The organism is Acidimicrobiia bacterium, from assembly GCA_040881685.1.
In the GTDB taxonomy this organism is placed as follows: Bacteria; Actinomycetota; Acidimicrobiia; order IMCC26256; family PALSA-555; genus SHVJ01.
Genome location: JBBECS010000044.1, coordinates 53619 through 71749, shown reverse-complemented (window position 1 = coordinate 71749; position 18131 = coordinate 53619). Strand labels below are relative to the sequence as shown.

The 18131-nt window shown below is 66.5% G+C and carries 21 protein-coding genes; 12 read left to right on the top strand and 9 right to left on the bottom strand.

What is annotated here, in order from left to right; genetic code table 11:
- Positions 1 to 457 precede the first annotated feature (457 nt).
- Entirely contained in the window at positions 458 to 1228 is a 771-nt protein-coding gene (locus WEE69_11615) for an aminoglycoside 3'-phosphotransferase (protein ID MEX1145942.1), read from the bottom strand.
- Positions 1229 to 1325: 97 nt separating this feature from the next.
- Here WEE69_11615 and WEE69_11610 point away from each other — a divergent pair, with 97 nt between their 5' ends.
- Both WEE69_11610 and WEE69_11605 read left to right on the top strand, forming a co-directional pair.
- The gene (locus WEE69_11610) at positions 1326 to 1907 is read left to right on the top strand and encodes a hypothetical protein (protein ID MEX1145941.1); all 582 of its coding nucleotides are present in this window, start codon (positions 1326 to 1328) and stop codon (positions 1905 to 1907) included.
- A 166-nt stretch (positions 1908 to 2073) separates the two neighbouring features.
- On the top strand, positions 2074 to 2295 hold the full coding sequence (locus tag WEE69_11605) for a helix-turn-helix domain-containing protein (GenBank protein ID MEX1145940.1): 222 nt from the start codon (positions 2074 to 2076) through the stop codon (positions 2293 to 2295).
- Positions 2296 to 2628: 333 nt separating this feature from the next.
- Here the strand turns inward: WEE69_11605 and WEE69_11600 are convergent, their stop codons facing one another.
- Both WEE69_11600 and WEE69_11595 read right to left on the bottom strand, forming a co-directional pair.
- On the bottom strand, positions 2629 to 3654 hold the full coding sequence (locus WEE69_11600; protein MEX1145939.1) for a hypothetical protein: 1026 nt from the start codon (positions 3652 to 3654) through the stop codon (positions 2629 to 2631).
- 84 nt (positions 3655 to 3738) lie between these two features.
- Positions 3739 to 4791 (bottom strand): nucleoside hydrolase, encoded by a 1053-nt coding sequence (locus tag WEE69_11595; GenBank protein ID MEX1145938.1) that lies wholly within the window; start codon positions 4789 to 4791, stop codon positions 3739 to 3741.
- 160 nt (positions 4792 to 4951) lie between these two features.
- On the opposite strand from WEE69_11595, the gene WEE69_11590 reads away from it, so the two are divergent.
- Positions 4952 to 5683: a class I SAM-dependent methyltransferase gene (locus WEE69_11590; GenBank protein ID MEX1145937.1), complete on the top strand. Its 732-nt coding sequence runs from the start codon at positions 4952 to 4954 to the stop codon at positions 5681 to 5683.
- A gap of 15 nt (positions 5684 to 5698) precedes the next feature.
- On the opposite strand, the gene WEE69_11585 is transcribed toward WEE69_11590, so the two are convergent.
- On the bottom strand, positions 5699 to 6085 hold the full coding sequence (locus WEE69_11585) for a hypothetical protein (GenBank protein MEX1145936.1): 387 nt from the start codon (positions 6083 to 6085) through the stop codon (positions 5699 to 5701).
- Between the two features lie 62 nt (positions 6086 to 6147).
- Between WEE69_11585 and WEE69_11580 the strand changes: the two genes are divergently transcribed.
- Positions 6148 to 6738, top strand: coding sequence for a nuclear transport factor 2 family protein (locus WEE69_11580; protein ID MEX1145935.1), 591 nt, complete (start codon positions 6148 to 6150; stop codon positions 6736 to 6738).
- Between the two features lie 2 nt (positions 6739 to 6740).
- Here the strand turns inward: WEE69_11580 and WEE69_11575 are convergent, their stop codons facing one another.
- The 3 genes from WEE69_11575 to WEE69_11565 are packed head-to-tail and all read right to left on the bottom strand — an operon-like array spanning position 6741 to position 10727.
- On the bottom strand, positions 6741 to 8666 hold the full coding sequence (locus WEE69_11575; protein ID MEX1145934.1) for a primary-amine oxidase: 1926 nt from the start codon (positions 8664 to 8666) through the stop codon (positions 6741 to 6743).
- Between the two features lie 34 nt (positions 8667 to 8700).
- The gene (locus WEE69_11570) at positions 8701 to 9513 is read right to left on the bottom strand and encodes an SDR family oxidoreductase (GenBank protein ID MEX1145933.1); all 813 of its coding nucleotides are present in this window, start codon (positions 9511 to 9513) and stop codon (positions 8701 to 8703) included.
- Positions 9510 to 10727 (bottom strand): cytochrome P450, encoded by a 1218-nt coding sequence (locus WEE69_11565; GenBank protein MEX1145932.1) that lies wholly within the window; start codon positions 10725 to 10727, stop codon positions 9510 to 9512. Before WEE69_11565 ends, WEE69_11570 begins: the two co-directional genes overlap by 4 nt.
- Positions 10728 to 10920: 193 nt before the next feature.
- Between WEE69_11565 and WEE69_11560 the strand changes: the two genes are divergently transcribed.
- The 5 genes from WEE69_11560 to WEE69_11540 all read left to right on the top strand — a co-directional run bounded on the left by WEE69_11560 (position 10921) and on the right by WEE69_11540 (position 13759).
- Positions 10921 to 11061, top strand: coding sequence for a hypothetical protein (locus tag WEE69_11560; protein ID MEX1145931.1), 141 nt, complete (start codon positions 10921 to 10923; stop codon positions 11059 to 11061).
- A gap of 4 nt (positions 11062 to 11065) precedes the next feature.
- On the top strand, positions 11066 to 12076 hold the full coding sequence (locus WEE69_11555; protein MEX1145930.1) for an adenosine deaminase: 1011 nt from the start codon (positions 11066 to 11068) through the stop codon (positions 12074 to 12076).
- A 306-nt stretch (positions 12077 to 12382) separates the two neighbouring features.
- Positions 12383 to 13054, top strand: a complete 672-nt coding sequence (locus WEE69_11550; GenBank protein MEX1145929.1) for a DUF6629 family protein — start codon at positions 12383 to 12385, stop codon at positions 13052 to 13054.
- Positions 13055 to 13254: 200 nt separating this feature from the next.
- The gene (locus WEE69_11545) at positions 13255 to 13458 is read left to right on the top strand and encodes a cold-shock protein (protein MEX1145928.1); all 204 of its coding nucleotides are present in this window, start codon (positions 13255 to 13257) and stop codon (positions 13456 to 13458) included.
- 76 nt (positions 13459 to 13534) lie between these two features.
- Entirely contained in the window at positions 13535 to 13759 is a 225-nt protein-coding gene (locus tag WEE69_11540; GenBank protein MEX1145927.1) for a hypothetical protein, read from the top strand.
- Between the two features lie 28 nt (positions 13760 to 13787).
- Here WEE69_11540 and WEE69_11535 read toward each other — a convergent pair whose 3' ends face one another.
- Positions 13788 to 14636: a thioesterase family protein gene (locus WEE69_11535; GenBank protein ID MEX1145926.1), complete on the bottom strand. Its 849-nt coding sequence runs from the start codon at positions 14634 to 14636 to the stop codon at positions 13788 to 13790.
- 133 nt (positions 14637 to 14769) lie between these two features.
- Between WEE69_11535 and WEE69_11530 the strand changes: the two genes are divergently transcribed.
- On the top strand, positions 14770 to 15399 hold the full coding sequence (locus WEE69_11530) for a TMEM175 family protein (protein MEX1145925.1): 630 nt from the start codon (positions 14770 to 14772) through the stop codon (positions 15397 to 15399).
- On the top strand, positions 15396 to 15878 hold the full coding sequence (locus WEE69_11525) for a hypothetical protein (protein ID MEX1145924.1): 483 nt from the start codon (positions 15396 to 15398) through the stop codon (positions 15876 to 15878). Before WEE69_11530 ends, WEE69_11525 begins: the two co-directional genes overlap by 4 nt.
- A 10-nt stretch (positions 15879 to 15888) precedes the next feature.
- Here WEE69_11525 and WEE69_11520 read toward each other — a convergent pair whose 3' ends face one another.
- Positions 15889 to 17322 carry an amidohydrolase family protein gene (locus tag WEE69_11520; protein MEX1145923.1) on the bottom strand — a complete coding sequence of 478 codons (1434 nt, stop codon included), beginning with the start codon at positions 17320 to 17322 and terminating at the stop codon, positions 15889 to 15891.
- An 82-nt stretch (positions 17323 to 17404) separates the two neighbouring features.
- Between WEE69_11520 and WEE69_11515 the strand changes: the two genes are divergently transcribed.
- A complete protein-coding gene (locus WEE69_11515) occupies positions 17405 to 17950 on the top strand; it encodes an FAD-dependent oxidoreductase (protein ID MEX1145922.1) in 546 nt (181 codons plus the stop codon).
- Positions 17951 to 18131 lie beyond the last annotated feature (181 nt).

Genomic DNA, 18131 nt, shown 5'->3' with positions numbered 1-18131 from the left:
GGGCACGCCGACATCCTGCGCGAGCAGCTGGACGGTGAGGTAGGCACGGAAGAAGGGGGGTTCCTGCAACAACTGGACAGGCCTTCTGGGAAAACCACCGCGCCAAGATCGACCAAGCTGCCAAGGTGGCCGGTCCGGCGCAGTACTGACATTAACCAGCGCCCCTGATCATCCCAAGATGGCGCGTCTCAAGGCGGGTCAGCAGCATCTACCTGCTCGGTGTCCAAGGTGGAATAGTGCTGGGTGGAGTCATCGGGGGCGCGGTCGCCGGCGCGTGGGGTGTCACCGCGCCTGTTTGGTTCGCGTTCGGGGGTTCAGCACTGCTCGTCGTCCTCATCTGGTCCTAGCTCACCCATATCACATACCGAGGTCGCAGACCGTCGTACCGAGATGGGTGCGGGTTAGGAAACGCGGGGCCTGCACAGGGGCGCGCGGATTCAGTGGGAACGCACGTCCCTCAGCTGAGGTCCCAGAGGAGTCGGTAGAACTCGGTGCGTTCCTCATCGGGCTCAATGCCATAAGCCTCAAGCAGCGGCCGCTCCCAGCCCTGCCCGTAGTTCCATTCGGTGCTCCACGTCGCGATCGACAGGTCCGCCCAACGATCCGCGGTGCCCAGTGAACCAAAGTCGACATGACCCGCCCAAAGCCCGTCCTCTCCGACCAGGGTGTTGGGCGCGCACGCATCCCCGTGACACACCACCAAGCGATCGATGGACGGCGGGCGATCGAGGCGCGCAAGCGCGTTCGTGATTTCGAGGCCCTGATTGCGTTCGTCCCATCTGGTGGGGTCGAGCTGCCCATCTGCGTAGCGCTGGCGCGTGGTGCCTACTCGGTCCTCGATCGACCACGTGAATGGGCACTCGGTAACGGGCGCGCGGTCGTGGAGGTGTCGAAGTCCTTGCCCGATCGCGATCACGGCTCGCTCAGGATCGCTTGTCCAGCGTTCGCTCGCTGCGGAGTTCCCACGGATGGCCTGAGTGAGCAACCAGGATCCGCCGTTGTCCTCGCCGATGTCGAGCACTCGCGGAGCTGTCGTAAACGGCGCCACCCATCTGAGGCGAGCAGCTTCGCCGGCTAGATCGAGCCCACTGCCCACTGGCGCCCACTTCAGGAAGCAGTCTGTGTCTTCGTACCGCATCTCGAAGGTCAGTCCACCGAGCTCATTGACCCATACCAAGCGGAACGACTGACCACGGGCAAGGTTGGCCACGATCGCCGGAGTTGTCACTTCGCCACGCGGTGGTCCAGCCGGCACATCTCAAGCCTTGCACGCCCAGGCGTATTCAACCCGTCGACCAGACTTGATGGGCTCGTAGTGTGACGAGGTGCGCACCGTCGAGTTGTTCGACGAACTTGCTCAGCGGATCCGCCGCTTGGACAGTGACGTACGGCTCGTAGCGATCGACGGGTGCGGCGGCGCCGGAAAGACCACGTTCGCAGGACGGCCTCGCAGCCTCTCTGGCGCGTCGATCGTTGCGACCGACCACTTCGCGTCCTGGGACAACCCGACCGATTGGTGGCCACGCATGCTGGAAGAAGTCATCGATCCTCTGGCAGAAGGACGATCGGCACGGTATCGCTGGTACGACTGGGATCGGCGAACGCTTGGCGACTGGCGCGAAGTCTTACCCCAACCAGTCGTCATTATCGAAGGCGTCAGTTCGAGTCGAAGCGAGTGGGCTGATCGACTGGCTCTTGCCGTGTGGGTTGAAGCACCGCCGGATCTGCGCCTCAAGCGCGGTCTTGAGCGCGACGGTGCCGAAGCTCGAGACGCCTGGGTCACATGGATGGCCGCCGAAGATTCCTACGTCGCACGAGATGACCCACTCAGCCGTGTGGACATCGTCGTCGATGGTGCACCGACACTCGATCACGACGCCGAGCGGGAGTTCGTCCGAATCGACTGACGAAGCGCGCCGCTTGGTCAGGGCAGCGCTAGAGGTGTCGGGAATCGCCGGGCGTGCTCAGGCGCTCTTACAAGTCAGATGTCGCAGGTTCGAATCCTGCCGGGGGCACCATGAAGAACTGACGGAGGTTGTTTACATCTGGGGTTTCCTGTGAGAGGAGATCCTGATGGACGATCGAGACCAGCAACGCAAGATCCGACACCGCCTGGCGATGCTGCGACACGCGGCCGAGGTCACGGGCAGTGTCGCTCAGACGTGCCGGTACTACGGGATCTCGCGCCAGTGCTTCTACAAGTGGCTCCGGCGTTACGAGGAAATGCTTGTAGTTGCGATCTGGTCCCAGCTTCCGCACGTTGCTCACGCGGACGCCGCCGACTACTCGACGTGAGGTTGAACAACTAGGACTGAACAACGCTTCGGGACCAGGTGGGTGCTGAGTGTGCGGCACCTTGCTCGCCGTCTGAAGCTTCGCTTGCTTAGGTGAGGTCCCAGAGCAGTCGGTAGTACCGCGTGCGGTCTGGATCGAGTTCGATACGGTACGCGTGGCGCATCACGCCGGAGGGAACGTTCACCGAGTTCAAGGTGAGCGGAGAGCCGGCGCCGCCGCCTCCAGTTGTTCGTTCAGAGTTGGAAATGCGCGTCCGTCAGCCGCGCGAGCGCGCGAGCACTACCCCGATCCAAGCACTCGATTCCGGCCGCCGCCTCCAGTTGCGCGTGAGGTTCACAGGCTGCTTGTGGCGATGCGCGCGACAACGAGCTCGTCGTAGCCACGGATTCCCAGCACGATGAGGTCACCGTGGAAGACCACGACGGCGCTGACCTCCTCAACGGGAGCGTCATCGAGGGTCTGTTCATCCGACCAGCTTGCGCCGTCACTCGATTGAAAAAGTGTGATGCGCCCGTCGACGACCCCGACCCCCACATAGCCGCCATTGACGGCCGCGACGAGCGGCGCTTCATCGCTGTTGGGACGGTCGAGGGAGTCCAGTCCCGAGTAGTCGAGCTCTTCCCATTCGAGCCCGTCCGTTGAACGCCAGATCCCGAAGGTCTCGTCGTCCCTGGAGCCGCGGTCTCCCACAATTTGGACTGCCAGGAGCCCGTCGGGCCCGACAGCAACGTTGTCCGTTCTGTGGAAGCTGTACTTCTGAGGGCTGTTCAAGTGTGTTGACTCGATGCGCCGCCACTGGACACCATCGGACGATGCCCACACCACGATTCCATTCCTTTTCTTCGTGACCGCGCCGGTGCCGAAGACGAGGGCGTCGTCGTGAGCCGCGGCCGTCCAGAGGTAGCCGTCGGGGTCGAGCCCCGAAGTTTGGGTGAGCTGCCAGCTCTCGGCGTCCTCGGAGACCCACACCAACGGTGTGAGCTCCTGGAATCCCTTCTTGGCGACGACACGGTGGTTGCCGATGGCGATCAGCGTGTCGCCGGCCGTCGTGAGGCCATCGAAGCTCACGTCCTCACGGTCATAGTCCTGGATCTCCACCTCGAGCCCGAGTGTTTGCACCTGCTCCCACTCCCGACCATCGCTGCTTCGCAATACCGCGCCGTCGTAGGAGATCGCGATCAGGCTGTCGTGCCACTCCACGACGCCTGTCACGCCATAGCCAACGTCGAGGTCGAACTCGGCGACTTCACCTGTCTTGTCTGCAGCCCCAATGGGCGAGCCAACACCAATGACCCCCGCGATCGTCACTGCAAGTACAAGCGCGATCCGTAGAGGCACGGCGCGTGAGTGCACGTTCATTTCTTGCCTCCTCGCCCCGGGCACGTTGCCGGCAGCGTTTTGTCCCGACCGTTCGCTGCCGAGCTGAGCTCGAAGCGGCCTCGGTTACCGAAGGACGAGGAGCTCATCGATCCGCGCGTTCAGAGCCTCTTGGTCGGTCACATGTACATACAGGTCTTCCTCACGAGTCGACGGGGTCTCCCACGTCAACCCGCCGCTGTCATTGATGACGGCTGCGCCGCGCTGGCCCAGCTCCTCGAAGACATCGGGGATGTCGCCGATCGCGTACAGCAGTGTGGGCACGTCCCAGTTCCCGTCACCCGGCTCTGCGCACTCGAAGAGGATCTCGTACACGACGCGCATCGGATGCTTCGGAGGCGCCTCGGTGCACAGCGTTCCGCCGACTCGGGTCGAGATCCCGCCGAACCCGTCGACCCAGGCAATCGGTGTGGGCCAGTCGCCTTCCACCACCGCGGTCGCCGCTTCGAGGTCGATCTTCTGGTTCGTGAACGCCGGACCGCCACCCGGGAACAGCCCGTCCATCTGCACGAGCCGCTTCACCTTCCTGGCGATGAGCTTGCGCCCGTCCAGCTTGCTGCCTTGACCCCCCTTCGACGCCAACAAGTCGGCCAGGTTGGTGAAGCCGCCGACCGAGAGGATGGTCACGCTGTGGTCGGGTTGCTTCGCCAGCAACTTGCGGTAGACGGCCACAGCATCGGGCACGTCGTCGCTGTCCTTGACCGAGTGGGGGAGCGCGCTAGCGAGCTCGTCGGTGTAGCCGTGGTCAAAGGTGTCCTCATCGGTCCCGGCGACCGCGCCCAACGGGATCTTCCCGTTCCCGTATGCGGTGTTGATCGCATCGAGAGCAGTGACCGCCGTCTTGTTCTTCACGTCGGACACGATGCCAAGGAGCCGAAGCTTTCCCTGCCCGTGCAAGACGTTGGCCAGTCCGATCGTTGACGCATCGTCCCACCACTTCGACAGGTCGGTGTCGATGATGACGCGCGGCCCGCCGTTGCCGGCCTTCTTCCCGTGCTCGACGGACGCAGCAGATACCGACGCAGGCACGATGACGGCCGCCGCCGTGACCGCGGCGATGACGATGGCCGCACCTCGCTTCGAGCCGCGTCGTCGTCCGTCCCGCCCGATCGTCAGCATGACCGCCCCCCTTGAAGCATCGCTGCAGCTCACGGGGCATCGTTGTGCCCGCCACACGTTCGAGCAAGCGACGCTGGACCGCGCTCTTGAACGGCTGTGCGTCACTTGCTCGATGGGAGGGGAGTTGTTCCCAGCGCTGGTGCGGCGGCAACATCCCGGGATGGACGAGCCCTACTACCGGCGTGACCTCGCGCTCGTGCATCACCTCGGATACGGCTTCCACGCGGACCTCTGTGCTCCCGGCATCCTCGAGCTCCTGAAGCCGGTGCTCGAGCGGGATGGCCTGGTCCTCGAGCTGGGCTGCGGGAGCGGGCTCCTCACCCGCTACCTCGTGGATGCCGGACACCGCGTCATCGCGACGGATGCCTCACCCGCGATGTTGGAGCTCGCCCGCGAGACCGTCCCTGACGCTGAGCGACTCTCGCTGCTTGTCATGCCAGACGACCCGCTCCCATCGGCAGACGCCATCGTCTCGATCGGTCACCCGCTCAGCTACCTGCCCGATGAAGCCGCGCTCGACCGCGCGCTCGTCGCCATCGCACAGGCGCTCCGTCCCGATGGTGTGGTGGCGCTCGACCTGTGCGACATCGAGTGGGGGACGGCGAGACTCGATGTCAAGAACCAGGGACGCGTCGGTGACGACTGGGCGATCGTGGCGCTGTTCTCGGTTCCCACTCCGGATCGATTCGTCCGCGAGATGACCACGTTCCTTCGCAATGAGGACGGATCATGGCGACGCGACGACGAGCGGCATGACAACGTGCTCGTCGACACGTCACGAGTTCCCGCGCTGCTCGCCGAGCACGGTGTCGAAGCAATCGTCGGCGTGTCGTTCGGTACCGAGGAACTTCCGGTCGGGCTGCACACGATCATCGGACGTCGCCCCGCCTGACGACGCACGTTGACCTCAGGGCTTCAACGTCTTCTTCTGCTCGCCGTCGACGAGGGTGATCTTCGTGCCCCGCTCGTCCGTGCTGGCCGACACCCCGGGAACGGGCTCCCCCTCGGCATTGAACAGGATCAGTCCGGAGCCATTTGGTCCCGCGCCGAGCTTCACCCGCACCTCGCCGGACGCGTCGCGCAGTCGGATCTGGCCGGTTCCGTCGACCCCCACGTAGAGCTGCGCGACCACGACGCCGTCATCGTTCACGAGGTCGAACCCGGACGCTTGGAGCGTGCCCGCATCCGACGACTGCGCGCCGCCTGGTTGCGCTCCGACGATGCCGAACCATGCCGAGGCAACGAGGGCGACGTTCAGCGCGGTGACCGCGATCAGAACCTTGTAGGACTTCATTTCGACGCCTCCTCGTGGCGCGCGGTTGCGAGCCGTACCTGGCCGACGTATACACCCGCTCGATGGTTGCCGACCGTGCGGAGATCGAGGAGGCGTTCAGCCACTGGTGGACCGTAGGCAACGTGAACGAAGACTGGGATTCGTGGACGCAGCTGTTCGTTCCCGACGTCTACTACCACGACTACTTCTGGGGGCCGCTGCACGGTCGCGACGAAGTCGACGCGTGGATCCATGCGGTCATGAAAGGCGTTCCGGAGATCTACGGCGTGTACGACTGGCACATCGTCGAGGGCGACCGGGTCGTGTTCCATCTCCAGAATCGACGCGACAACCCGTATAGCGAGGGCTCGGCCTACTTCGACTTCCCCGGGCTGTCCGTCCTGCGCTACGCGGGCGACGGTTTGTGGGCGTCGGAGGAGGACTACTGGGATCGTGACGGCGCCCGCCGCACGAGCATCGAATATGCGGCCGCGTGCGAGCGTGCCGGCGTGACCGATCCGCTCGCGCGGATGACGCGTCGCCATTGGGGTGACGGTCCGGAATGGGCGCGAACCGACGCGGAACCCGCGCCGTCGTGGCTCGAGCGCACGGAGGTGGCCGGCATCACGCGCCCGAAAGAGCTCACCGCGCTGCTGGCCCCGCTACGAGGTTGATCTCAGCCGTGGCAGCTGCCGTTGCCGGATGACGGCGGTACGTCGAGCGCGGGGTTGCGGTCGAAGAAGCTCACGGGCTGGAGCAGGAAGCCCGTGTACTCGACCGGCATGACCGGCCAGTCCTCGGGACGCACGAAGTGGGTGACGCCGAACGTGTACCAGAGGACGACATCGGTGTCGGCGATCGGTCGGTCGGCGTCGGTCCAGAGCGGGAGGCCGTCCCCACCAGCGTGCTGGTTGGGGTAGTCGCCCGCGGCACGTCGCTCGTCGCGCTCGTACGGCGTGACCCAGAGGTTGTGGCACGCGAACCCGGCCCGACGACCGACACTCGAATCGGGATGCGCGAGCAGTGTCGGTGTCGACATCGTGGGCACGAGCTTGTAGCCCACGGCTTGGTCAAGCGTGTTCGTTCGTGACGGGTTCACCACCTTCCAGCATCGTGACGTGGCCGCGTTCGTCTCCCGCTGCGCACCGCGCTCGGTCTCGAGCTGCGTCGCGCGCTGCCGGAACGCGTTGGACCACGGGTTGGAAGGTCCTACGGGCACCCGCTCGGCCTCGACCTCGAACACCGAGTTCTCCGTCCCGTCGACATCGAGATCGAGTCGCGCACAGAACATGTGCTGGTGGTTCGGCCCGGCGAGGCCTGGCGCGACGATCGTGGCGAACTCAGGGACTTCGCCGGGCGCAACCGCCATCGGCGAGATGATCCCGCTGAGCTTCACCTCGAGCTGCACGTTCCCGTCGAGATAGAAGTACCAGTAGAAGCCGTACTCGTAGTTGCCCACCGTGGCGATCGAGCTCACGACGAGGCGGCGTGACCGCCGGGTCTCGTTCGTGCCTCCCTGCATGTCGTGGTGCTTCCAGAGGATCCCGTAGTCCTCCTCGTGCATGCAGATCGTGTTCTCCACGACGTACGGATCGCCCGCTTCGGTGGCCAGGACCGCGTCGAAGTAGTGGATGACGCCCAAGCAGTCGCACCCGAGCTTGAGGGAGTTGGCCATCCGGCCGAGACCCCATTCGCCCGCGTCGAACGCGTTCTTCCACCCGTGCATCGGATTCGGATCGCCGTACGGGACGACCATCTCGCTGATCGACGCACGGTGCAGCACCGTTCGCGATCGACCGTCGTCTTCGTAGCTCACCGTGTGGAGCACCAGTCCCTCGTATGGGTCGAAGCCGACGCGGAACGACCAGCGTTGCCAGCGCACGAGGTTGCCCTCGACGGTGAAGCTCGGCCCCTCGGGCTGGGAGATCTCGAGCGGCTTGAGGTCGGTGCGCATCGAGCCGACGTCTTCCGGCAGGTACGAGCCGCGGTTCGGCGGGAGGGGCACGACGCCCAGGTCGATCACTTCGAGCACTTCGCCCGCACCCTGGTCGTAGAAGGCGATGACTCCCTCGATCGGACGGGCGTAGCCATTGTCGGTCTTGGACTCCCGGACGAACGAGATGCACCGGCTGATCCGCCGCCCCGCTTCGTGCGGGCTGTCGAAGCTGCCCGCCGGCCACGGATCGATCTGCACGAGGTCAAGGTCGGTGAGGCCGCGCTTGCGCATGGCGGCCTGCCAGTCGGGGTGCGCTCGCACCTTGCCGATCGCGTTCGCCGACTCACCGAAGAGGAGCGTTGGCCGCATCCCCTCGACGACGCGCCAGTCGCGCATCTCACGCGCGGTCACGGACACGATCGCCTCGATCACCTCCAAGCCGGGACCGGGCACGATCTGGATCTCGATCTCGCGGTCGACCGGGTCGGCCGCGCCGTGCGCGGCCACGGCTTCTTTTGCCGGCTCATGGAGTCGAACGTGCACGAACACGGACCCCTCGGGGACTCGTCCGCTCGCGCGCACGATCTCAACCGCCTGCTTGATCTCGTCCGGCGTGAGGAGATCGAGTGGGTGAGCGGTGCTGGTCGACGATGCGGTAGTAGTCACGGGCGGCACTCTACCGAGAAGCCGTCAGGGTTCTTCAGGGTAGGAAGGTTCCGCCGTTCGCATTCACGGTTTCGCCGACCAGGTAGCTGCTGTCATCGCTCGCGAGGAACAGCGCGACCTGAGCGATCTCCTCCGCCGACGCGATGCGACCGAGGGGGGCGTTCGTGGTCGCAGCAGTGCGGACAGCCTCGGGATGGCGCTCGAACATCGGCGTGTCGACACCACCGGGCGCGATGGCGTTCACCCGGATCCCGATCGGAGCGAACTCGCGCGCAAGCGTGCGCGTGAGCCCGATGACACCCGCCTTCGACGCGACGTAGTGGGGCAGGCCCGCGATCCCGAGCTGGGCTGCGTTCGACGCCATCGTGATGATGACGCCCGAGCGCTGCTCCACCATGTGCCGAAGCACCGCACGACAGCAGTAGAAGGTTCCGTCGAGGTTCACGGCCAAGACCCGCCGCCACGACTCGTCGTCGAGGTTCTCGCTGAGACCGAGGGTCGGCGCAGGAGAGCGCGCGGCCCGCGCCTTGCCCTGTGTGACCGTCGCGTCGAACACCCGTTGCTTCCACTGTTCACCCACGTCGACGCCCGCGCAATGGACGAGCACGTCGACCCGGCCGAGCCCGTCCACCACCTGAGTCACGGCCGCGTCGACGGCAGCCGAGTCGGAGACGTCGGCCTCGACGGCGACTGCGTCGGCGATGCTCGCGGCAACGGCCTCGGCCGCGGCTACGTCCACGTCGAGCACAGCGACACGCGCGCCCTCACTGGCAAACAGGCGCACGGTCGCCGCACCGATCCCTGAGGCGCCGCCCGTGACGATCGTGATTCGATCGGCCAGCTTCATGCAGCCTCGACGACGATCGGGAGCGCCTCGTGGCGGCGCATCCAAATCCCCAGCTCCCACCGGGGTGCGTCGTGGTCGTCGCGCACGAAGGTTGTCGTGCGCGCCAGGAGTCGCTCGAGCACGACGCGTGCTTCGAGGCGCGCCAGCGGTGCGCCGATGCAGTAGTGGATGCCGCGTCCGAAGCCCGTGTGCAGCCGCACGTTCGGTCGATTGAGGATGACCTCGTCGGGTTTCTCGAAGACGCTCTCATCGCGGTTCGCGGCGCCCCACATCGGCGCGACCATCGCCCCGGCTGGGATCGTGACGCCGCCGAGCTCGGTGTCGTACGGCGCCGACTTGGGGTGGAACCGGAATGGTGACTCGAAGCGCAGCACTTCCTCGACGAATGCCGGCACCAGAGCAGGCTCGGCCCGGAGCTCGCTCTGGAGCTCGGGGCGCTCGGCGAGGACACGGATCGCGTTCCCGATCAAGCCGGTGGTGGTCTCGCCGCCCGCGCCGAGAACGACCATGAGGTTGAACGCGGCTTCATCCCTCGTCAGGTTGCCCGCGTGGACGGCGGTCGTCGTCGCGCCCATCAGATCTTCGGTCGGCGGTCCGCCGAGCGCGTCGTCGAGTTGCGAGTCCACCCAGGGCGCGAGACCGGCTGCCACCGCGCCGAGTGCTGCCATCTCGTCCAGGCGGACGAGACCTCCGGCGAAGTGCGAGCCGGCGAACATCCAGCGCTGCGTCTCCACCACGTCCACATCGCGGAACCCGATGACGCGTTCGGCCATCACCTGGATCGGGAGCGGGTTGGCCAATTGTGCCGCGGCGTCGACGCGACCGGCGTTGACGACGCCGTCCAGGAGCTCGTCGGCGAGCCCCGCCACATATGTCTCGAGCTCCTGCATCTTCTTCTGGGTGAACGCGGGCTGGAACAGCTTGCGATGCGCGGTGTGCACCGGGGGATCGGCGCCCGCGAACACGTCAGGACCCGACTCCGACGCGAGCACACCGAGCGAGCCGTCGTCTTCCGTGTACAGCATGTGGCGAAAGTGGTTCGAGAAGTCGTCGACGCGGGTCACGACCTCGGCGACGAGGTTCCAAGTGCTGACGAAGAAGCCGTTCGTGCCGGGGAGGCGCCAGACTGGGGCCTCCTGGCGAAGGCGCGCGTAGAACGGATAGGGATCATCGACGAGGCTCGCGCCGTGCAGGCGTTCCGTCAGAACAGCCATCCGCCGCCACCCTAGGACGTGCTTCAGTAGGCCCATCAGCCCCCGTCGGTCCAAGCCGCCGAGACGTCCACGCGCGGACGAGCTCACCGGTCTCGCACTCGCGCTCGGGCCCGACCTCACCGGGCGCGTCCATCTCGCATACCGGAAACGGGCCGATCGGCGATGGCGGCGCCGACGATTCTCGGGGACAGCGATGCCCGAGTGGGACTACTTCGCGTTGTGCGGCCGGCGCGGGCTTGTCGAAGCCGAGCCGTGGCGGCGGTTCGACTGCCGGTCGTGCGAGCGGATCCTCGGCAACCGCCGGTATCGCCTGGCCGACTTCGGTAGAGACTGATGCCATGAACGCCGACGAGCTCATCGCGGTGCTCCCGAAGGCGGAGCTGCACCTGCACATCGAAGGGACGCTCGAGCCGGAGCTGATGTTCGCTCTGGCAGAGCGAAACCGCGTGCGCGTGCCGTATCCCGACGTCGAGGCCGTGCGGCGCGCGTATGTGTTCGACGACCTCCAGTCGTTCCTCGACATCTACTACGCGGGGTGCCGAGTGCTGGTGACCGAGCGCGACTTCTACGACCTGACCATGGCGTACCTCCGTCGAGCGGCCGCCGACGGAGTCCGCCACGCCGAGATCTTCTTCGACCCTCAGACCCACACCGACCGTGGGATTGCCTACGGGATCGTCGTCGAGGGCATCCACGCCGCGCTGGCGGACGGGGAGCGCGAGCTGCGCGTGTCGTCGCGGGTGATCCTGTGCTTCCTGCGGGATCAGAGCGCGGAGTCAGCCATGGGCACGCTCGATGCGGCAGTCGCTCATGGCGCCGACATCACCGCGGTCGGTCTCGACTCGGCCGAGGTCGGGCATCCGCCAGAGAAGTTCTGCGAGGTGTTCGATCGTGCGAGAGCGCACGGACTGCGCACCGTTGCGCATGCGGGGGAGGAGGGACCACCCGAGTACATGTGGCAGGCGCTCGATCTCTTGCACGTCGATCGAATTGACCACGGCGTGCGATGCACCGAGGACGAACGCCTCGTGGAGCGGTTGATCGCGGAGCAGGTTCCCCTCACCGTGTGCCCATTGTCCAACGTCAAGCTCCGCGTGTTCCCGACACTCGAAGAGCACAACATCGCGGATCTGCTGCGCCGCGGTGTGCGCGTGACGGTGAGCTCCGACGATCCCGCATATTTCGGTGGATACGTCACCGAGAACTACACGGCGACTGCACACGCTCTGAGGCTGAGCGCGCACGAGCTCTGCGACTTGGCGCGCAACTCATTCCTCGCGTCCTTCCTCGACTCAGCCGAGCAACAGCCGCACTTGGACAAGATCAACGCCCTCGCGGACGCGAACTAGAAGTTCGGGACGAGCCGCTGCCCTGCGTCGAAGCCGTCACGCCGCCCCGTTCGGGAGCCGCGCCGCGTGCGCTAGTCGGAGCGGTGGGCTGATCGCTCCGCGCGCTTGGCGTTCTTGACCGCGCGCTTCTCTTTGAGGCTCTTGCCCTGCTTTTTGTCTTTGCCGGATCGCGGGGATTTGTCTCGCATGCCGAGAGATTAGGCCGCCATCGCCGCATGTTCGTGGTTCGATTCCACGGGCAAAAAGTCTTGGCATTTGCGCTACCGGGGCGTACCGTCCCCCGGACCGAGCGACAGGGAGTGCTGCATGTGCTTCTCTGCTGAGGCCGACTTTGTGGGCGCCGCAGTCGTCGGGGCAATTGGCGTGGCGACGCTCACCGAGCCGCACTCGCGACGCGAGCTCCCCCTCGCCGCGCTCCCACTTGGGTTCGCCGCGCACCAAGCTGCCGAAGGCTTCGTGTGGCTCGACCTCGAGGGCCACCTCCCGGCGTCGGCCGGCCGGGTCGCCCTGTATGCCTACGTCCTCTATGCGTGGGCGCTGTTGCCGCTGCTCGTCCCCTTGAGCATCCTCCTCGTGGAACCGCTCCGGAGCCGTCGACGATGGATCGGCGCGCTGCTCGCGATCGGTGCGGCAGTGGGCCTGTACCTCACCTGGGCCATGACCGATGACGGCATCGCGGCGAGGATCAGCGGGCACACACTCGAGTACACCGGCGCCGGCGCGCACGCGGACCTGGTGACGGTCCTGTACGTGATCGCGACGTGTGGCGCCTTCCTCATCTCCAGCCATCGGCGCATCGTGATCTTCGGCGCCCTGAACCTCTCTGCCGTGGTCTTCTTGGCGTGGGTGAGAGCCGACGCCGTGACCTCACTGTGGTGTGCCTGGGCGGCGGTGGCGAGCCTGCTCGTCTACTTCCACTTCGCCCGGCGCCGAGAGCCGGCAACGGTTCCCGAGGAAGTGCCGGTGTACAGGCGCTGATCCGGGGTCTGCTACCGTTGTGGTGTCAGCAATCGGTTGTAAAGCCGCGACACGCACTATTTCACCGGTTCGGCCTCTCTTGTCGCTGTTCCCCGTGAGACCAGCCGCGTCGTGCACCTTCGCTACCGAGTCCCGTACGCAGCCCCGAGTCGGCTTGCTGGCATGGAACGGGGCAGAGACACACATGGGAGCACGACGGAATGGCAACACAAGGCACAGTGAAGTGGTTCAACGCCGAGAAGGGTTACGGCTTCATCTCGCGTGAGGGCGGCGACGACGTCTTCGTCCACTTCTCATCCATCCAAGGCGACGGCTACCGAACCCTCGACGAAGGTCAAACGGTCGAGTTCGACGTGGCCCCGGGCCGGAAGGGCGAAGAAGCCCAGAACGTCCGCGTCGTCTGACGTCACCCGCGCCCGCCGGGAACTGCCAGGTTCCCGGCGGTTGCGCGTACAGAACCCCCCGACCCAGGAGATCACCGTGGGCAGTCGCAACAAGCAGCGACCCACTTTCGAGAAACGCCAGCGCGAGATCGCTCGGCAGGAACGCCAGGCCGAGAAGCGAGCTCGACGTCGGGCCCGTGCGGAGGGCTTGGACGAGGATCAACGCGACCCTGAGGCGCCGGTCTACGACGCGGACGGCTTCCCGATCGACGCCTCAGCCGTGCCGACCGACGACCAGACCATCACCCCCGGCATCTCGTAGAGCGAGCCACCCCGTGGGTTGAGCGCTTCTAGTCCAAGAACGCGAAGAACATCGTCTGCGTCGCGTACGCGAGCAGTTGTCCGTTCGGGTCCCAGAGCTCGATGTCAACCGACGCGTAGCCGTCCCCGGCGTGGTGGGCGCGGTTGTTCGCAAGAATCCACTCCGCCGATGTGTCGCCGAACAGGTGCACGGTGAGATCCATGCTCGGCGGTATCCAGCCGTCCCCGCTGCCAAGCCGCTCGGCGACCGCGCCGGGCATCGTGTCGCAGAGCGCCACGAGCGCAAGTCGGTCGAGAGAGCCGTCGACGACGGGCGGCTCATCGAAGCGGTACCAGTAGACACGCTGCGCCGTGGTCGGTTCGTAGGGCATCCACGGGAGGTGGCCGAGCGCCATGCGGCTCTCGACGTGGTCCCAGAAGTTGAACACGACGTGGCGCGCCGGAGCGTCCGCAGGAGCGTCACGCCACGACGGGCACTCGTCGGGCGGTGGCACATCCGGCATCTCGAGCTCGGTGAACTCGAAGCCACGCCGCTCGCCCCCGAACACGGCGACGCAGCGCAGCCCTTCAGCCTCGCCCACGTTGTGCGCTGACGCGGAGACCTGTGAGATCGAGCGACCTCGACGCAGCACCTCGACGTCCACATCGATGGCGCCAGGCTGCACCGGCGCGATGAAGGTCGAGGTGAGGGAGCGCAGGCGCTGCTCTGGAGCATCCAGGGCCGCCGCCGTCGCCCGCAGCGCCACCGCGGTCACCACCCCGCCGTGGGGGACGATCGGGCAGTTCCAGTCGTCGGTGAGCACGGCGCGGTAGCCGTCGGGCTGGTCGGCGAGGGCCGCCACCTGGGTCTGCTCGAGGAATCGGGAGCGCTTGGCCATCCTGCGGGTCCTCCACCCCGATCGGCTTGTTCGCACCGACCGCTGCTGCATTGCATAGCGTGGGCGGGTGGCGCAGCCCGCATCAGTTTCCGGTCGAGGCCGCGGGAGGATCCCGAGCACGACGACGCTGCGGATGGAGGCGTTCAGCGACGGAGTGATCGCGATCGCGATCACGCTGCTCGTCCTCACCCTCGACGTTCCGAAGGTCAAGGACGGCGACCTGTTCGACGCGCTGGTCGACGACTGGACATCCTTCGCCGCGTTCATCCTGTCCTTCGTCGTGATCGGGATCATGTGGGTGAGCCATCACTCGATGTTCGAGCGGATCACGACCGTCGATCGCCCGCTGATGTTCTTGAACCTGCTTCTGCTCCTCGGGATCGCCTTTCTGCCCTTCCCGACCTCGCTGTTGGCGACCTACATGCGCGACGGCGGCGCGAACGCGCACATCGCGGCGGCGATCTACAGCACCGCCATGCTTGGGATCGGGCTTGCGTTCCTCGGCATGTGGATGCGACTCGATCGTCGTCCCGAGCTGCTGGTCGAAGGCATCGCACCTGAACGGGTCAAGCTCGCGATTCGGCGATCATTGGTTGGTCCCGTCGTCTATGGCGCGACGATCGGGCTCGCGTTCGTGAGCGCGGCTGCATGCTTCGTTGTGTACGCGCTGATGGCCATCTACTTTGCGATGGGACCGTCGTCGCGAGTCGCAACGCCAGCCGAGCAGGCGCGAGAGGCGGAGGCAGAGGCCGAAGCCGGATGAGCGCTCGGGTGGGGCTGCTCGTGTTCGTGCTCGTACTGGGGCTCGCCGCGTGTACTGACAGCGGGATCGAAGACGCGTGCAGCCTCCTCACCGACGACGAAGCCGAAGCGGTGCTCGGCGAGCCAACGCGAGAGGGCGTGCTCGACACCGACCGGACGATCTCGGGCACGTTCTGCGAGTGGCTCGCGCAGTCCAGCTCAACGCGGGAGTCCGACAACGCGTACGAGCTCTACATCGAAGAGCGGCCGGCGAAGGACGCGCTCGACGACTTCGAGGACGATCGCAAGGACCTCGCGGAAGAGATCGACGGGCTCGGCGACGAGGCGTTCCTTGCCGAAGACGGCAACGTCCACATCCGCACCGACGACCTGATCGTGCTCATCGGCGTCTCGACCGATGACCGCCACGACGTGGGTCGCGCGGCGCAGGCGGCGATCGCGCGCGCGGCGGCCGAACTCGTGGCGGAGCGGCTGCCCTAGCCCAAGAGGGTCAGAAGCCGACCCACCCGTGGTCGCGCGCGAGGGTCCGCACGGCCTGTGCCGTGCGAGGACCGTAGGACGCGCGGCGGGCTGGGAGCGCCTGACGGGCAGCCGCGATGTCGTCGGGGCTGAACTCGCAGCTCGTCGAGACCGGTTCGACGTCGTACAGGGCTGCCGCGTTGGCACCGAGGATCTTGCGCTTCACGTCGTCGGTGAGCGCCGGGTAGCCGTACGTCTCCTGGTACTCGGGCGTGATCTCGAACGCTCGGAAGGCATCGATCTGTGACTGCGGTGAGCCGTACCAGATCGAGTCGGTGCCCCACACGACGCGGTCGGGCCCGACGGTGACCAGGAGCTTTCCCAGGGCGTGCGCCGCCGCATCGAGATCTCGCATCAGGAGATACCAGGTCGACCCCAGCTCGGCGTAGACGTTCGCGCCGGGCCCGATTCCCGCGTCGCGCAGGGAGCGCACGAAGCGGTCGACCCCAGGGCCGTCCGGGTTGTAAGGACCTTCTCGGTACGAGGTCTGGTAGCCCGAGTGGTACACGACGAACGAGACGTCGGGGTGCGCGGCGGCGGCCGGCCCGATGTCTTCGGGTGACGCGTAGCGGCTTCCTTGGGCCAGGCCCTTGTGGACGCTCACGATCGGCGGACCGACCTCGCGCACCTTGTCGAGGAACGCGTTGCCGACCTGGGGTTGGGCAGCCTCGTGGTCGTCGAGGTACCACCCTCGCCCGGGCGCGTGCGTGTACACCTTCCATGCGGCGATCGAATGTTCGGCCACGAGCGCATCCATGGCCGCGAGCTGCGCATCGAGTGGTCCGAACGCCGGCAGCGCCTGCCCGTGAATCAGGACGCGCTCCTCGGCGCAGAGACGCTCGGCGATGCTCCTGGCGCGCTCCATGTCTTCGATCAAGAGTGCGTTGCCCTCCGGCGCGATCGGGAGCGCCGACACGACCGCGATGCTCGTGTCGCTCCTGAGGAAGACCTCCTCGAGATAGTGGTCGATCGAGAAGCACAGGCGACTGTCGGCGTCGCCGCAGGCGGCCTGCGGGAAGCCGTCCCCGAAGGCGATCGCGTCGGGATGTTCGGTGAAGTCGAGGAAGTGCGTCTGCACATCCATGACGAAGTCGGTCGACGGGAGGGTGGGTTCCGTCGTGGTCGGCTCGGGGACGTTCAGCTGACCGCCCGGCGGCTTGCCGCGGCTGGCGCGCTCTTCACCGCTGCAGGCATCGAGCGCCATCAACATCACGGCCGAGGCCATGCTCGTGCGCAGGAACGAGCGCCGGGACATGCCGAGGCGGCGAGCGTGGTCGTCGACCGCCTCGCGCGTGCGACTCACCGTCTCGCGACCGACGGCCGACATCGGCACCGGGTCGTACTCGCCGTTGGAAACGGGACCCAGCTCGATCGGGAGGTGATCTTCCCCCTCGTCATCGCGCACACACAGATGCTCGCGCACAGCGCGGCCCGAGAGCCGTCGCTAACCTCCCCGGCGGGCTGGGCTGCTTGGGAAGGTACGCCCGATGAGTCGAGTGGACGACGAGCTGCGAGCGATCGCAGACGCTGACCGCGGCCAACCTCGCAAGAGCATCACGATCATCGGCGCGGGCATGGCCGGACTCACGGCCGCGGTGGAGCTCGAGGCGCTGGGCCACAGCGTCCGGGTGCTCGAAGCGAGCGGGGAGACCCGCGGGCGGGCGTGGACGCACCACTTCGGTGACGGAACGTACGGCGAGTTCGGCCCAATGCGCGTGCCGGAGCACCACGACTACACGCCTCACTCTCTCGCGCGCTGCGGCCTCGAGCTCCGGCGCTTCGTCACGTCGCACGAGAACCTGTCGTGCTTCTACGACATTCGTGGTGTTCGCACGCGCATGCGCGACACCCGGGAGAACCTCTATCCACACTTCGACCTGTCACCGCAGCAGCGCGAGGACCCGATCCCGCCGAAGATGCTGGCTCGCGCGGTCAGCGACACGATGGAGGGCCTCACTGACGCGAGCGCGCCAGCCTGCGCACGGGCAGCCTCGCCAGTCACCGGCTGCGCGAGAGGGCCAGCTACCGCCTGAAGAGCGTGCGCGCGTCGTCACCAGGCAGATCGCGCGGATCCACCCCGAGATCGCCGAACCGGGAATGGTCGACGACGTCGCGACGATGTTCTGGGACTCGTACCCGTGGACCAACGCGTCGTTCGCCGAGCTGCTCCCGGGTCAGCAGTCGTCGATCCACGACGACGCGATCGCAGCCGAG